We start from the raw sequence: 15,003 nt of genomic DNA, 5'->3' as shown, positions 1-15,003 counted from the left end.
CTCCTTATAACGTCTTGAATTCTTTATTAACCTTGTAGGCGTTTGACGTAACATACGCTTCAATGTTTCTCACATTCTGTTCAATTTCATCGAATTCAGATTGCAAATTATGAATCACTTGTGACGCGGATTCACCTTGTTTCCAATGGCGACTTTTTAATTTGTGACCTTGTTGCTTTTGCTGTTGGTCACGATACTGCTTTGGTGGCTTTTCTAGCATCAATGTGAGCGCAAAGTACGCCAATACCACCAAGAATGTACCACCTAATAGTGCGGCGGAGATAAACAAAATTCTAACTAACCAAATTTCCATCTCAAAATAGTTAGCAAGTCCCGCACACACACCCGTCAGTTTCGAATTTACAGGATCACGATACAATCCTCGGCTAGTCATACTTGTTCCTCCAACCAGGGGTTTCCGAATCTAAGATTTTTTCCAACGTATCTACACGACTACTAAGACGATCTGCTTTTTGAGACAAAGTATTTAATGTTTGTAATTCTTCATCGCTAATTCCATTCGTCGCTTTTCGCTTGCTTCGATAGTGCAAAACTAACCAAAGCGGCGCGACAAAGACCATAAAAACAATCAACGGTGCCGTAAAAAATGCTCCTGACATAATTTTGTATCCTTATATCAATTATTGACTCTGATGAATTTGCTGTTTCATTTTTTCCAGCTCTTGTTCAATCTCTTCTTGCGCTTGCAGTTCAGCAAACTGCTGGTCTAGGGTTTGGTTGCTTCCTGATTGATTGAACAGGTCAGCTTCAGCTTCAAGTTCATCGATTTTACGACTGAATTGTTCAAATTTAGCCATGGTCGCCGCCGACTTTCCTTGATGTAGTTGACGTTGAATATCGCGACGATCACCTGCCGCTTGGCTGCGAATGATCAGCGCTTGCTGTTTTGCTCTGGTTTCTGTAATTTTCGCTTCCAATTTGGCGATTTCGTCAGTTAATTTATCAACCGTCTCTTCAACTAACACAAGCTCCTTTTTAAGACCGTCTAAATTGTGCCCTAGCTTTCTTTTTTCAATTAATGCAGCTCGAGCGAGATCTTCTCTTTGCTTGGCCAATGCTAACGTGGCTTTATTGCTCCAATCCGATACTTGTTGTTCAAGAGATTCAATTTTGCGTACGACTTCCTTTTTGTCCGCCATAGCTTTTGCTGAATTACTTCTTACTTCAACCAATGTATCTTCCATTTCTTGGATAATAAGGCGAATAAGTTTTTCTGGATCTTCCGCTTTATCAAGCAATGAACTAATGTTCGAATTAACGATATCAGCAAAACGTGAAAATATACCCATGATCTTTCTCCTAATAATATGTTAGTCAGTCTGTGAGCCTAAAACGCTTCTATCAATAATCTCATCAAACCAAATTCAAGCTTCCCAATGTATATAGCTATTTCCGTGCCAACTATATAATCCTTTAAAATCAAAAGCTTATTAATTCGCACCTCACAAACAAAAAAGATATATTTGCCAATTTAGCCAAAAATTGGTTTATTTAACCATCTCAATATAAAAAGGTTAACGTGATGAATAATCCTCTCATTGGTGAATCACCCTTGTTTCTCGCACTGCTTGATACTGTATCTCGCCTCGCACCTATTGAGCGACCAGTCCTCATCATGGGTGAGCGTGGTACGGGAAAAGAGTTGATCGCTCAACGACTGCACTATTTATCTAAACGCTGGGATGAACCTTTAATTACACTAAATTGTGCTGCGCTTTCTGAAGGGTTAATTGACTCTGAGTTATTTGGCCACGAATCAGGAGCATTTACCGGAGCCAAAGCAAAACATATGGGACGTTTTGAACGGGCTGAAGGTGGCAGTTTATTCCTAGATGAACTGGGCAATGCCCCACTTTCTGTCCAAGAAAAACTCCTGCGAGTCATTGAATATGGTCAATATGAGCGCATCGGCGGAAGTACCGTGCTTAATGCAAATGTAAGAGTCATCGCTGCGACCAATGCCGATCTCGTCGAAATGGCCGATCAAAATCACTTTCGTCACGATTTACTCGACCGTTTAGCCTTTGACGTTATCCACCTTCCACCGTTACGTAAGCGCCGGGAAGATATCTTGCCACTGGCAAATCATTTTGCCGTCAAGATGTGTCATGAGCTACACCTTTCGCATTTTGTCGGGTTCTCTTCAGAAATCCAAACTCAACTTCTCGACTACTCTTGGCCTGGCAACATACGTGAGCTAAAAAATGTCGTTGAACGCGCTGTCTATCAAAATATTGATTTCACTCTACCGATTACAACTCTGCAAACCAATCCCTTCGTACCACAATGGCAAGAGCAGAGCATTCAAAACGATGAGGATGAGCACCAAAACGTAATCCAACAAAATGAGCTTCAAGGTGTCACGGAAATCGAGTCATTGTCCTTCCCTATCGACTTTAAGGATCATTGTCAAAATCATGAAAAACAGCTTATTGAGCATGCTTTAAATCAAGCAAAGTTTCATCAACAGCAAGCTGCTCAGTTGTTAGGATTGTCGTATCATCAATTGCGCGGGTTAATCCGAAAGTACGCAATCACCAATAAATTTGATGCAGAGTAATTCCTGTACGCGGTTTTTGATTGGTTCGATAGTGTAATAGTGGTAAATTATCCGAATCTTTGAGGCATTTATATTAATAATGGTCCTCGTTTCTCTTCTTTGATTTCATATGCAAAAATACTTAACATTCGCGACGGCGTTAATCAGCACAATCCTCTTGGCAGGATGCGATCAACAAAATATCGATCATAGTAAAATTAGAGAAACCGGCTTTGTCTATTGTGGGCAAGGTAAGCCGACGACGTTCAATCCGCAGCTCGTTGATGGCGGCGTTACCGTAGATGCACTGTCTCCACAGTTGTTTGATACATTACTGACTTTAAATAACAGTACTCATCTGCCACAACCAAATCTCGCACATTCTTGGCATGTCAGTAACGACGGTCTCGTTTATCAATTTGAACTTAGATCCGATATCGAGTTTCAAACAACATCATGGTTTACACCAACAAGACCACTTAGTGCTGATGATATTCGTTTTAGTTTTGAGCGTATCTTGCTCTCTTCAAACCCATTTCATACCGTCGGCAACAGTGCCTACCCTTGGTTTAGAGGCAACAATTTTCAGCAACTGGTTAAATCTATTGAGACCCCGAACTCGCATACAGTCAAATTTCATTTGAACCATGCTGATAATACCTTTTTATCTTTATTGTCGACCCCTTATGCCGTCATTCATTCGCAAGAGTACGCTGAACAACTTATTGAGAGAAATGAAAAATCGTTGATAGATAGCCAACCTGTAGGAACAGGGCCTTTCTTATTAGACGAATACCTTGTCGGTGACTATGTACGCCTGAAACGTCATGACGATTACTGGAATGGTCGAGCAAAAATGGAGCAAGTCGTATTTGATATTGAGCAACGCGGAACGGGCTCTTTGGCAAAACTATTACTCAATGAATGCGATGTTCTTAACTCATCAATATCAAGTCAAATTCCTGTAATTCAAGATCAATCTCATATTAGTTTACTTAGCTCTCTAGCTATGAATACCGCATACATTGCTGTCAACACTAAACGCCAAGCTATGAATGACCAACGAGTACGACGAGCTCTTTCCTATGCAATAGACCGACAAAAGATCATTGACTCCGTCTATTACGGACGAGGTTCCATTGCCTATAATATACTTCCGCCAGTGTCGTGGGCTTACTCTAAAAACACCACTCAAATTCGGTATGATAGACGATTTGCTCTTGGTTTATTAAAAGATGCAGGTTACGTTGATGGATTAACATTAACAATGTCCGTTCCTACGGAGTCCACCAGCTATAACCCAAGCCCACAAAAATCGGCTGCTTTAATCCAAAGTTACTTTTCCGATATTGGGATTAGATTAAAACTCGTACCTCAAAGTGTTAGCCGAGATAACCAAGTCCAATTTGATAACAATGTCGACTTATATTTAACTGGGATTGTTGGACGTTCAGCGAACCCTGATGGTTTTCTACGCCCAGTACTGAGTTGCCAATCACATAATCAAGGCGCTGATTTAACCCATTGGTGTAATGACAGTTTCGATTCTCTGCTTAACTTGGCTTTGGAAATCAACGCTCCTCGTTTTCGCCTAAACCTCTACAAACAGATACAAAATATCATCAACCAAAATGTACCTGTTATTCCAATCGCGCATGGTCGACAATTTAAAGCCTATAATAATTCATTGACGGGTTTCGCCGTTAACCCTTTCCATGTCCAACCCTTCAATCACGTTGAGAGGTTGAAATAATGTTTTTTTATACAATTAGAAAACTCAACTTATTCGTAATTACCTTACTTATTCTCACGTTTGTTGGGTTTCATTTATCTCGACTTGAGCCTAACTCGTGGTCACATGACCTGGATTTCTGGCACGGCTGGACACAATACGTCAGTAATTTAGCGCAATTGGATTTCGGCGTCAGTCACGATGGAAATCCGATAAAAAACGAATTGTTTCTCGTTTTCCCTGCAACTCTAGAACTCTGTTTTGTTGCATTTGTACTCTCTCTTTCGATCGGAATCCCTTTGGGAACAATCGCAGGAATGAAGCAAGGAAAATTTACTGAAAAAGTCATATCCTTTATCGCAATGTGTGGCTATTCCGCTCCGGTTTTTTGGGTCGCACTATCGATGATATTCATTTTTTCTCTTAACTATGAATGGTTTCCCGTGTCGGGGCGCTACGATTTACTGTATAAGCTTGATCATATGACTGGCTTTGCTCTAATAGATGCTGCGCTGTCTAAAAGCCCCAATCGGGTTGAATTACTACAAAGCGTAATCGAACATATGATTCTTCCTTGTATGGTTTTGGCGCTCGCACCGACAACACAGGTCATACGAATAATGAAAGCAGCGGTCGCTGACATCATGCAGCAGAACTACATTCGTGTTGCTCGTATTCGCGGGTTATCTCACTATCGCATCGTCATCGAACACGTATTACGTAACGCAGTACCTTCGTTGGTGTCAAAGTTCGGTGTACAACTTTCAACCATGTTTACCTTTGCAATTATTGCGGAGTCTATTTTCAATTGGCCAGGGATTGGGCGTTGGTTACTGGATGCTTTATCAGAGCGTGACTATGTCTCAATTCAAGCTGGAGTAATCGTCGTTGCGTCACTCGTTTTAACCACCAATATTGTCTCAGATTTAATAGGTACAATGATTAACCCTCTGGTTAGGAAGGCTTGGTATGCTAACAAATAGTATTTATCAGGAAGAACATATCCCAACTCAGTTCGAACGTTTCTGGCGAAGCTTTAAACATAATAATCTCGCCATGTTTGGCTTATGGTGTATGATTTTATTGCTTATTATCATTGCAGTTTCACCGTGGATTACACCTCATAACCCGATTGCACCATCGGAACATCTTTTATTGCCACCATCATGGGATCCAACCGGTTCCATAGATTACTTTTTAGGTACAGATGATTTAGGGAGAGACATTTTATCTCGCCTTATTGCTGGGACTCGTCATTCGTTTGGTTATGCTTTATTAGTCACGCTAGTTGCATTATGTATCGGTGGGTTCATTGGTATATTGGCCGGAATGACATCTGGCTTACTATCGAGCGTTCTCAATCACTTATTTGATACCGTGATGTCGATTCCTTCGCTGTTGCTTGCGGTTATTTTTGTTGCCGTTTTAGGCCCGGGCGAAACGAATGTGCTACTTGCCATAGGGCTAGCACTAACGCCTCGGTTTATTCGTAGCCTGTATACCGCAATTAATACGGAAATGGCAAAAGATTATATTATGGCGGCTCGCCTTGATGGAGCGAGTGACATCTATCTTTTACTCAACTCAATTTTGCCAAATATTTTAACCGTAATCGCCTTAGAAACCACTCTTGCCATTACGATTGCAATTCTCGATATCACCGCGCTTGGTTTCTTAAATCTAGGTGCCCAAGCGCCTACAACTGAATGGGGAGCAATGTTAGGTAGCTCTGTTGAATTGCTCTACCTTGCTCCTTGGACAGTTATTCTGCCTGGCCTTATGATTATGTTTACTATTGTTGTCGTTAACCTTGTCGGCGAAGGTGCTCGTCAAGCTCTCAATTCAGGTGTCGAATAATGGCATTATTAGATATTCGTCACTTAACGATCGAAATTGATACCCCTCAAGGACTTGTCAAAGCGGTTGATCGCATGAGCTTAACTATGCCAGAAGGCGAAATTCGCGGGCTAGTAGGTGAATCCGGATCAGGGAAAAGTTTAGTCGCGAAAGCAATTGTCGGTGTTGGAAAAGAGCATTGGCGTATCACCGCCGATAGAATGCGTCTAGGCAATATCGATCTGTTACAGTTAACCCCTCGAGAGCGTCGCAAAGTCATCGCACGTGACATTGCAATGATTTTTCAAGAGCCTCATTCGTGCCTCGATCCATCCGATGAAATTGGGAAGCAGTTGATGGAGGCGATACCCGACCGCGCCTTTGAAGGCCGATGGTGGCAGCGATTAACGTGGCGAAAAAAGCAGGCCATTGCACTACTCCATAAAGTCGGAATCAAAGAACACAGCCGAGTATTAAGCTCTTACCCCTATGAGCTTACTGTTGGTGAATGCCAAAAAGTGATGATCGCGATGGCGATTGCAGCAAAACCCAAACTGCTGATTGCTGATGAACCAACGAACGATTTGGATCCAGTAACACAAAAACAAATACTGCGTTTACTTAGCCGTATGAATCAAGTCAATAACACGACAATTTTGCTTATCGGACACGACTTAACCTCGATCACACAGTGGGCCAATAGAATTACAGTAATGTACTGTGGACAATCTGTAGAATCGGCTGAGACAAAAGCGATTTTAGCGAAACCCAAACATCCATACACATCTGCACTGCTAACTGCGATGCCAGATTTCAGTGAGGTGATTCCACATAAGCAAAAGCTCGAATCACTTCCAGGTTCAATTCCACCATTAAAACACTTACCAATCGGATGTCGTTTAGGACCTCGCTGTCCTTATGCTCGTCGTCAATGTGTGGAAATGCCTCGTTCTAAAAAGATAAAAGGCCATAAGTTTTCATGTCATTTTCCACTCAATACTAATGAAGAAAAACAGCCATGACAGAATCACTATTAGAGGTTAGAAACCTTTCAAAAAACTTTGAAACTCGCTCACGGCTGTTCTTTCGTAAAAAAATAGAGCAAGCGGTTAAACCCGTTAGTTTCAGCTTAGAGGCAGGTCAAACTATTGGTTTCATCGGTCAAAATGGTTCAGGGAAATCGACCATTGCTCGAATGATTGCCGGTGTTGTCGAACCAAGTGGTGGGGAAATATTGGTCAATGGTGAGCCATTGAAATACGGTGACTACGCCAATCGATGTAGGCTCGTTCGGATGATTTTCCAAGATCCTAATACATCGCTGAACCCGAAAATTCAAATTGGGCGTATATTGGAAGGACCTTTAAAACGAAATACAGATATGACAGCAGAAGCAAGGTCACAGCGTGTAAAAACAACGCTAACAAAAGTGGGTCTTCTACCAGAGCATGCCTACTTCTATCCTCAAATGCTCGCAACCGGACAAAAACAGCGAGTCTGTTTAGCACGAGCTTTAATTCTCCAGCCTTCTATCATCATCGCCGATGAAGCACTAAACGGCCTAGATATGGCAATGCGCTCGCAGATTATTAATTTGTTTCTAGAACTCCAAGAAGAGATGGGAGTTTCATTTATCTATGTGTCCCAACATATTGGCATAGTCAAACACATCACCGACAAGATTGTGGTTATGCATCAAGGTGAAATTGTCGAGTCCGGTCCAACTCAGGATGTACTGACAGCTCCGAAACATAATGTAACTCGACGTATGATCGACAGTCATTTTAGTAAGTCACCCTTATACACGTCGACCAAATCATAAAGAGATATTAATGATGCGAGCAATCTCCCTACTCTGTTTCTGCCTATTGTTCTCGCTTTATTCATCCGCTAACACAACCAATACTTGGTTAGATACCTTTTTTGTCGAAAGAGCATTTAAACAAGTCGTCTTCAATGATGAATTCCGACGTGGTACGTACCCACTGTCAAAATGGGAGAAGCCAATACACTATTGGGTCCATCATGATACAAACGACAAAGTGTTTCATCAAGAACTGGTCGAACTCCATTTTGAACAACTTAGAGAACTGACCGATCTCTCGATTTCGAAAGCATCGTCAGAGCAACGCGCAAATTTTGTTATTTACTTTACAACGCAGTCACGATGGAAAGCTTTAGTTAACAAAACGATGGGAAAAGAATCCGGGAAACATACTGATAATGCACTATGCTTATTTGGTAGTGCGATTAGCCAGCAGGATTATTCTATTGCTCGTTCGATTGTTGTTATCCCCGTAGATCGGGCTAGGCAACATGGAAAGCTAGTCTCTTGCGTCATCGAGGAAACAACTCAAGCGCTAGGACTAAGAAACGATACCGAGCAAGCATACCCCTCGGTGTTTAACGATGCTTCACCAGAAAATTACTTATCGCCATTAGACGTCGTATTGATTCAGCTAATGTATGAACCTATCGTCGAATCTGGGATAACAGAAACGGAAATCACACCACTTTTAAGAGAAATGATCGATGAATATCGCCGTTTTGGGGTGTTGTCAGATGCCGTAAATCAAGCAAATAGCGCTCCTCTGGTTAAACAATATAAATAAAGAGACTGTAGTAATGCCATTTATAAAGCATTTAGTTCAACCTATCGTGCGAGACAGATATATCTACTTTACAGGCCTCATCATCTTATGTTGCTATTCGATATATCATCATATTTATATTCGTGATCAAGCTTACGATTTATGGCTCTATCTGAAAGCCATTATGAATGCTATTGGAGTTACTGCTGCCGTTGGATTTTGTGGCTATTTTTTTTACCTGATTGGTAAGCGCGACCCTCACCCACTAAAAGCCTATGGTAAATTAGTCGCCCTTCCTTTCGTTTATTGGCGAGAAGCCATCAACTTCGCTCTGCTAGCACTCATGATATCGATCGTGTTTTCGGTATACACTAATACAAAATATTCAATCCCCGCAGTGGTACCATACTATCTCGATACCTGGTTAGCCAATGCAGATCAATGGCTGCATTTTGGCCATACGCCATGGGTTTTGACTCACTCTTGGTTTTCACACCCAATCGCCACATCAATTATTAACCTAATGTATAACCTGTGGTTTTTTATCTTTTCGATCTTTTTTATTTCATTCATGTTATTAGTGAATAAACCAGGTTTACGCCAACAAGTGATTATCTCTTTCTGTCTGGCTTGGGTTATTAATGGCAACATCGGCGGACTATTATTTTCATCTGTCGGACCTTGTTATTATGGTCACTTTTTTCCCGATACCGATTTATTTTTCCAATTAATGGAAAGGTTACATCAGCAAAATGATTGGTTAAAAACTATAAGCTATTTACCTGATGTGTGGGCACTGGATACTCAGGACTTACTATGGGAAAGCTATCAATCTAATACTAATAGTATGGGAGCAGGCATATCGGCCGCGCCTAGTATGCACGTCACAATTGCATCATTAATGGCCATGTCACTGTTTAATATAAATCGAAAACTTGGCGTACTGGCTTGGGTCTATGCGGGTATCATTGAAATAGGATCGGTACACCTAGCATGGCATTATGCGATTGATGGGTATCTGGGGCTTATATTTATGACGATTATCTGGTGGTCAGTTAAAGCGATTCTAGCTCGATTACCCAGCCCAGCTATGACTCAACAAACAAAAATGAGAGCTCATGTAGCATGAACTCTCATTAGCTTTTTTGACACAGTTTATAATTGGAATCGGTTAACCAAATCGCCGAGCTCTGATGCTTTGACCTTCAATGTGTGGCTCGCTCCGCTGTTCGTCTTCGCGTATTCCGATGATTCGCTGCTCTTCTCTGAAATAACAACAATGCGCTCAGATATTTCTTGGCCGACGACGCTTTGCTCTTGAGTTGCGGTTGCGATAAGAGAATTCATATCCATAATATTGCCGATAGCTTGACGAATTTGCTCTATTGACTCACGAGCAACATTCGCTTCCTCAACAGTCGACAGCCCTCTTTCTTGGCTGGATTGCATCGCCTTAACCGACGCATCTGAAGCGTGTTTCAACTTGCAGATCATCTCATTGATTTCACCAGTACTGTCCTGAGTACGACTTGCTAAGTTTCTTACTTCGTCCGCAACCACTGCGAACCCACGACCTTGCTCTCCAGCCCGCGCTGCTTCAATCGCAGCATTAAGAGCTAACAAGTTCGTTTGTTCGGCGATACTTTGAATGACCTCAAGCGCAGTTGAGATATTTTGAACATCATGCTCAAGCTGCGATATAACATTACTTGCCTCTGCAATTTCATCAGCTAGGCTCGCAACAGAATCGACCGCGGAATTCACTGTCTTCAATGCATTGTCGGAGCTACTTTCCACTACTTCTGCAGACTGGGCCGCTTCAGCAGCATTTTGAGAGATTTCATGGGCTGAACTGGTCAGTTCGGTCATTGCTGTTGCCACTTGGTCGGTTTCAACACGTTGATCCGCACTAAGTTGATTCACTAACTGTGCACGTTGCGTCATTTCATTTGTTTCATGCTCAACATCATTTGTAACCCTAGTAACATTGCTGACTAAATCATGTAAATTGCCAACAAACAGATTGAAATTATTGCGTAGTTTTTCAAATTCTGGCACGTTAAACTTGTCAATTCTCGCCGTTAAATCGGCATCTCCTTGAGCAAAACGTTCAATAGAGTCACCAAATACTTTTAGGGGGGTCAGTATACTTCTGCTGACGGCATAACTAAATCCATAGACAACGGCGATCAGTACCGCAAGTATAATTAAGGTATTAATGCTACTTTCGACTAATTGAGCATTGGTTTGCTCAACCATGTTAGCAACGAGAAGATCGACATCATCAATATAGAACCCTGTTGCAATCACCATATCAAGTTCAGGTATATAACTTGAATAACTTAGTTTAGGTAAAGGAACATCTGAATTTGGCTTTGGGAAGTGATACGCGGTATGTTTTCCAGCTCCCTCTTTAGCGTTATTAATTAATGCCTGTACATGATTTTTGCCTAACGCATCTTTAGAGTCCCAGAAGTTTTTTCCAATCCCCTTATTTGTACCGGAAAATAGCCTAACCCCTGATGGGCTATAACCAAAAAATGAAGTTGGTCCAGATTGCATATTTTTCAAATAAACAATCGCGTCTTCTTTTGAACCACCAGACTTAATTAAAGTGACAACGGTATTGGTTGCAATTTCAACGTAAGACTTTAGTTCTTCCTTTTTCATTTCGATTGCATAGTTATAGCTTAATTCACTTTGCGCTTTGCTTAACTTCTTCGCCTCAAAATAGTTCAAGGTAAACATAGCAACAGCTATTAATAAAACAGGAAGAGAAGTAAGAATAATAAGTCGACTTTTTATTGTAAATTTCATTTTGATCATCACCTAATGGGCTTACTGAAACCTAGATTACTTAAAGTATAGTCATAGCCACACCAGTCGCTTACAAATCTTTAACAAAAAAGCCCCTAAATTCCTTTACCGCAAGATAGACGAGCATAAATAAAAGAGTAGATCTAACTAAGATGATAATTAAAAAAGGAAAAACACCCGATTGGGAACGTGAAGTACACTATGTCAAAATGTGATCTGTAAATAAAAAAGGAGGGAGCAAAAAAAAAGCTGAATAATACTATTCAGCTTAGAATAAAAAAGTTATTGATGTTACTGAGCATCGGGATGTAACAAATCGGCTTTAGCTGCACTCAAATATTGAACCATAGACCAATAAGTAAGGAACATTGCTGCATACACTGCCGCATAACCAAGCCAAACCATCCATTCGTTATAGCTCCAAATTAAAGCCAGTAACGCGGTCATTTGTGTTCCCGTTTTAACCTTGCCAACCCATGAAACAGCAACATTGGCTCGCTTTCCGATCTCCGCCATCCATTCCCTAAGCGCTGAAATAATAATCTCACGTGCAATCATCGTCATTGCAGGAACCGTTATCCAAAACGTATGGAAATCTTCGGTGATCAAAATTAAAGCGGTAGCGACTAACACCTTGTCAGCAACTGGGTCAATAAATGCCCCAAAACGCGTTGTTTGCCCAAGCTTTCGGGCCAGCATTCCATCAAGCCAGTCTGTGATACTTGCAACGGCAAATATCAAAGCCGCAGCAAAATGCGCCCATTCATAAGGCAAATAAAATACGACCACGAAAACAGGAATTAATCCAAGCCGTACAAGAGATAACATATTTGGAATTGTAAGACGCATATCTATCGCTCTAATGGGAAACGTGGTTATGGTGATGGATTTTTACTATTGTTTCAATGCCTGATGGATATTTTCTGCCAGAGTGCGACTAATACCGGGCACTTTGCTTATTTCTTCAACGCTTGCTCGCTTTAACTCCTGCAATCCACCCATATACTTGAGTAATGCTTGTCGTCGCTTGGGTCCAATTCCTTCGATTCCCTCAAGTGAGCTCGTACGACGAGTTTTTCCACGCTTCGCTCGATGACCACTGATCGCATGATTATGACTTTCATCTCGAATATGTTGAATCAAATGCAACGCTGGTGAATCACTGGGTAAATGAAATTCTTCTCCAGCTACCGTGATTAATGTTTCAAGGCCCGGTTTGCGCGTGACCCCTTTAGCGATCCCAATCAATAATGGGTGTTTAGGCCAATCTTGCCAGCAAGCCTGTATGGTTTCATAAGCTCGAGAAAGTTGTCCCTTACCACCATCAATAAAAACAATATCAGGAATGTTCTCGACATCAATTTGTCTCTGATAGCGTTTCAACAACCCCTTTTCCATCGCAGCATAATCATCTCCACCAGTAATACCGCTGATGTTAAAACGACGATATTCACTCTTCACTGGGCCTTCAGAGTTAAATACCACACATGAGGCAATCGTGCTTTCTCCCATCGTGTGAGAAATGTCAAAGCACTCCATACGTTGAATCGTATCCAACTTTAGCGCCTGCTGCAGTTCTATAAACCTTTGATGTATCGTTAGCTTTGAATTATGCTTGGTGGTGATAGCGGTTAAAGCGTTGGTGTTCGCAAGCTTTAAATAACGTCCTCTAGCAGAACCTGGGTTAATTAAGAATCGTATTTTTCGCCCTGCCATCTCTGTCAGTACTGCTGACAAACTTTCATCGGCAATTAACCCTTTATTTACAATTATCTTGGCAGGTAATGTCCGCCCTTCTGTTTGCGATAGATAGTATTGATTAATAAAACTATCGAATACTTCATCCGTCGGGGTATTGGCTGGGATCTTAGGGTAATAACTTCTACTACCTAAAATTTTTCCCTGACGAATCATCAATAAGTGAACACACGCCAAACCAAATTCATGTGCAAAACCAACAACATCAATATCGTCTAAGCTATCTTCGGAGACAAATTGCTGCTCTTGAACTCGGCGAATGGCTTGAATTTGGTCTCGGTACTTTGCAGCCATCTCAAACTCTAGATCAGAGCTGGCTTTTTCCATTCTGCCTACTAGAGTCTGTAAAACTTGGTTATCTTTACCTTTCAGGAAAAGCCTCAGGTGTTCAAGAAGCTCATCGTAATCGTCGTCACTGATCAGCGCACTAACACAAGGACCAGCACAACGACCAATTTGATACATTAAACAAGGGCGAGTCCGGTTCGCATACACGGTGTCTTCACACTGGCGAACCGGGAAAATTTTTTGCATCAAATGGAGAGTTTGTCGCACGGCTCCAGAATCTGGATAAGGGCCAAAATACTCACCCTTTTTTCTTTTCGCTCCACGATGAATCGACAGCCTAGGATGACGATGCTGACTAATAAAAATATATGGATAGGATTTATCGTCTCGAAGTAACACATTATATTTTGGCAAGTATTGCTTAATATAATTGTGCTCAAGAATCAGAGCCTCGGTCTCAGTGTGGGTGACCGTCACATCAATTTTGGTGATATGGGAAACCAAAGCTCGCGTCTTTTCACGATCGACTTTTTTACGAAAATAACTCGATAAACGATTCTTTAAATTTTTCGCTTTACCAACATAGATAACTTCAGACTCGGCGTTATACATGCGATAAACGCCGGGCTGACTGGTAACATCTTTTAGAAAAGAAGCAGAATCAAATCGTTCAGACACTATAGGCTCTCGGTATCGAGTATTCCATGTCGTATTGCTAAATGAGTCAACTCGACATCCCCACTAATATCTAACTTGGCAAAAAGTCGATAACGGTAGCTGTTGACGGTTTTTGGACTTAAATTCAGTTGTTCTGAAATATCCGTAACTTTTTCGCCTTTGGTTATCATCATCATAATCTGAAGCTCACGTTCAGAGAGTTCAGAAAACGGATTCTCCGCCGCTGGTGAAAACTGGCTTAATGCCATTTGTTGCGCAATTTCTGGTGAAATATAACGTTGTCCGCTATTGACCACACGAATAGCATTCACCATTTCATCAGGAGCCGCTCCTTTAGTAAGGTAGCCCGCTGCTCCTGCTTGCATTACTTTTGTCGGAAACGGATTTTCTGTGTGCACGGTTAGCACAATAATGCGAACATCCGGATTATAACGTATGATTTTTTTTGTTGCTTCTAGGCCACCAATACCGGGCATATTCATGTCCATTAATAGCACATCAGCATTATTATTGCGGCACCACTTAACCGCCTGCTCACCACTGTCTGCTTCCCCTGCGACACTTATTCCACGGACGTCTTCAATAATACGTCTTATCCCTGTGCGAACCAGTTCGTGATCATCAACCAGGAAAACACTAATCAAACTTGTCTCTCCAAAATCATTTGGCTCAACACAACACTCTGAGTCACCGCTGTTATCAACGGTGATTCAGAGTGCAATTTTAACTGTCGACTATGAGCC

General features: G+C 41.5%; 15 protein-coding genes. 8 read left to right on the top strand and 7 right to left on the bottom strand.

Annotated features, from left to right (window positions below):
• Positions 1–4: 4 nt before the first annotated feature.
• From pspC to pspA, 3 genes are read right to left on the bottom strand one after another with little or no spacing between them, the layout of a single operon-like run.
• The gene (gene pspC / locus ACXJY6_RS07630) at positions 5–394 is read right to left on the bottom strand and encodes an envelope stress response membrane protein PspC (RefSeq protein WP_456049548.1); all 390 of its coding nucleotides are present in this window, start codon (positions 392–394) and stop codon (positions 5–7) included.
• The gene (gene pspB, locus ACXJY6_RS07625) at positions 387–620 is read right to left on the bottom strand and encodes an envelope stress response membrane protein PspB (protein ID WP_456049547.1); all 234 of its coding nucleotides are present in this window, start codon (positions 618–620) and stop codon (positions 387–389) included. Before pspB ends, pspC begins: the two co-directional genes overlap by 8 nt.
• Before the next feature lie 21 nt (positions 621–641).
• Positions 642–1,310, bottom strand: a complete 669-nt coding sequence (gene pspA / locus ACXJY6_RS07620) for a phage shock protein PspA (RefSeq protein WP_456049546.1) — start codon at positions 1,308–1,310, stop codon at positions 642–644.
• 233 nt (positions 1,311–1,543) lie between these two features.
• Here pspA and pspF point away from each other — a divergent pair, with 233 nt between their 5' ends.
• From pspF to ACXJY6_RS07580, 8 genes are all read left to right on the top strand, one after another.
• A complete protein-coding gene (pspF, locus tag ACXJY6_RS07615; protein ID WP_458767930.1) occupies positions 1,544–2,581 on the top strand; it encodes a phage shock protein operon transcriptional activator in 1,038 nt (345 codons plus the stop codon).
• A 109-nt stretch (positions 2,582–2,690) separates the two neighbouring features.
• A complete protein-coding gene (locus ACXJY6_RS07610) occupies positions 2,691–4,313 on the top strand; it encodes an ABC transporter substrate-binding protein (protein ID WP_458767929.1) in 1,623 nt (540 codons plus the stop codon).
• The gene (locus ACXJY6_RS07605; RefSeq protein WP_456049543.1) at positions 4,313–5,275 is read left to right on the top strand and encodes an ABC transporter permease; all 963 of its coding nucleotides are present in this window, start codon (positions 4,313–4,315) and stop codon (positions 5,273–5,275) included. The genes ACXJY6_RS07610 and ACXJY6_RS07605 overlap by 1 nt, the downstream gene beginning before the upstream one ends.
• Positions 5,262–6,149, top strand: coding sequence for an ABC transporter permease subunit (locus ACXJY6_RS07600; RefSeq protein WP_458767928.1), 888 nt, complete (start codon positions 5,262–5,264; stop codon positions 6,147–6,149). The genes ACXJY6_RS07605 and ACXJY6_RS07600 overlap by 14 nt, the downstream gene beginning before the upstream one ends.
• Positions 6,149–7,150 carry a peptide ABC transporter ATP-binding protein gene (locus ACXJY6_RS07595; RefSeq protein ID WP_458767927.1) on the top strand — a complete coding sequence of 334 codons (1,002 nt, stop codon included), beginning with the start codon at positions 6,149–6,151 and terminating at the stop codon, positions 7,148–7,150. Before ACXJY6_RS07600 ends, ACXJY6_RS07595 begins: the two co-directional genes overlap by 1 nt.
• Positions 7,147–7,950, top strand: a complete 804-nt coding sequence (locus ACXJY6_RS07590; protein ID WP_456049540.1) for a peptide ABC transporter ATP-binding protein — start codon at positions 7,147–7,149, stop codon at positions 7,948–7,950. Before ACXJY6_RS07595 ends, ACXJY6_RS07590 begins: the two co-directional genes overlap by 4 nt.
• Positions 7,951–7,960: 10 nt before the next feature.
• Positions 7,961–8,740 carry a DUF2927 domain-containing protein gene (locus ACXJY6_RS07585; RefSeq protein WP_456049539.1) on the top strand — a complete coding sequence of 260 codons (780 nt, stop codon included), beginning with the start codon at positions 7,961–7,963 and terminating at the stop codon, positions 8,738–8,740.
• 13 nt (positions 8,741–8,753) lie between these two features.
• Positions 8,754–9,848, top strand: a complete 1,095-nt coding sequence (locus ACXJY6_RS07580) for a phosphatase PAP2 family protein (RefSeq protein WP_456049538.1) — start codon at positions 8,754–8,756, stop codon at positions 9,846–9,848.
• A gap of 26 nt (positions 9,849–9,874) precedes the next feature.
• Here the strand turns inward: ACXJY6_RS07580 and ACXJY6_RS07575 are convergent, their stop codons facing one another.
• The 4 genes from ACXJY6_RS07575 to uvrY form a co-directional block, all read right to left on the bottom strand.
• Positions 9,875–11,536, bottom strand: a complete 1,662-nt coding sequence (locus ACXJY6_RS07575) for a methyl-accepting chemotaxis protein (protein WP_458767926.1) — start codon at positions 11,534–11,536, stop codon at positions 9,875–9,877.
• Positions 11,537–11,827: 291 nt separating this feature from the next.
• A complete protein-coding gene (pgsA, locus tag ACXJY6_RS07570) occupies positions 11,828–12,385 on the bottom strand; it encodes a CDP-diacylglycerol--glycerol-3-phosphate 3-phosphatidyltransferase (protein WP_456049536.1) in 558 nt (185 codons plus the stop codon).
• Between the two features lie 45 nt (positions 12,386–12,430).
• Positions 12,431–14,260, bottom strand: coding sequence for an excinuclease ABC subunit UvrC (uvrC, locus tag ACXJY6_RS07565; RefSeq protein ID WP_456049535.1), 1,830 nt, complete (start codon positions 14,258–14,260; stop codon positions 12,431–12,433).
• Positions 14,260–14,904 (bottom strand): UvrY/SirA/GacA family response regulator transcription factor, encoded by a 645-nt coding sequence (gene uvrY, locus ACXJY6_RS07560; RefSeq protein WP_456049534.1) that lies wholly within the window; start codon positions 14,902–14,904, stop codon positions 14,260–14,262. The genes uvrC and uvrY overlap by 1 nt, the downstream gene beginning before the upstream one ends.
• Positions 14,905–15,003 lie beyond the last annotated feature (99 nt).

The organism is Vibrio phycocola (genome assembly GCF_054404255.1).
Note: the sequence above shows the minus strand (reverse complement) of the source record. Positions and strands in the feature narration are given on the sequence as shown.

Bases quoted from the DNA above. Each gene is read 5' to 3' on its own strand.
- pspF (WP_458767930.1), top strand. From the start codon at position 1,544: ATGAATAATCCTCTCATTGGTGAATCACCCTTGTTTCTCGCACTGCTT.
- pgsA (WP_456049536.1), bottom strand. From the start codon at position 12,385: ATGCGTCTTACAATTCCAAATATGTTATCTCTTGTACGGCTTGGATTA.
- pspB (WP_456049547.1), bottom strand. From the start codon at position 620: ATGTCAGGAGCATTTTTTACGGCACCGTTGATTGTTTTTATGGTCTTT.
- ACXJY6_RS07605 (WP_456049543.1), top strand. From the start codon at position 4,313: ATGTTTTTTTATACAATTAGAAAACTCAACTTATTCGTAATTACCTTA.
- ACXJY6_RS07610 (WP_458767929.1), top strand. From the start codon at position 2,691: ATGCAAAAATACTTAACATTCGCGACGGCGTTAATCAGCACAATCCTC.
- ACXJY6_RS07600 (WP_458767928.1), top strand. From the start codon at position 5,262: ATGCTAACAAATAGTATTTATCAGGAAGAACATATCCCAACTCAGTTC.
- ACXJY6_RS07595 (WP_458767927.1), top strand. From the start codon at position 6,149: ATGGCATTATTAGATATTCGTCACTTAACGATCGAAATTGATACCCCT.
- ACXJY6_RS07585 (WP_456049539.1), top strand. From the start codon at position 7,961: ATGATGCGAGCAATCTCCCTACTCTGTTTCTGCCTATTGTTCTCGCTT.
- pspA (WP_456049546.1), bottom strand. From the start codon at position 1,310: ATGGGTATATTTTCACGTTTTGCTGATATCGTTAATTCGAACATTAGT.
- ACXJY6_RS07580 (WP_456049538.1), top strand. From the start codon at position 8,754: ATGCCATTTATAAAGCATTTAGTTCAACCTATCGTGCGAGACAGATAT.
- ACXJY6_RS07575 (WP_458767926.1), bottom strand. From the start codon at position 11,536: ATGAAATTTACAATAAAAAGTCGACTTATTATTCTTACTTCTCTTCCT.
- pspC (WP_456049548.1), bottom strand. From the start codon at position 394: ATGACTAGCCGAGGATTGTATCGTGATCCTGTAAATTCGAAACTGACG.
- ACXJY6_RS07590 (WP_456049540.1), top strand. From the start codon at position 7,147: ATGACAGAATCACTATTAGAGGTTAGAAACCTTTCAAAAAACTTTGAA.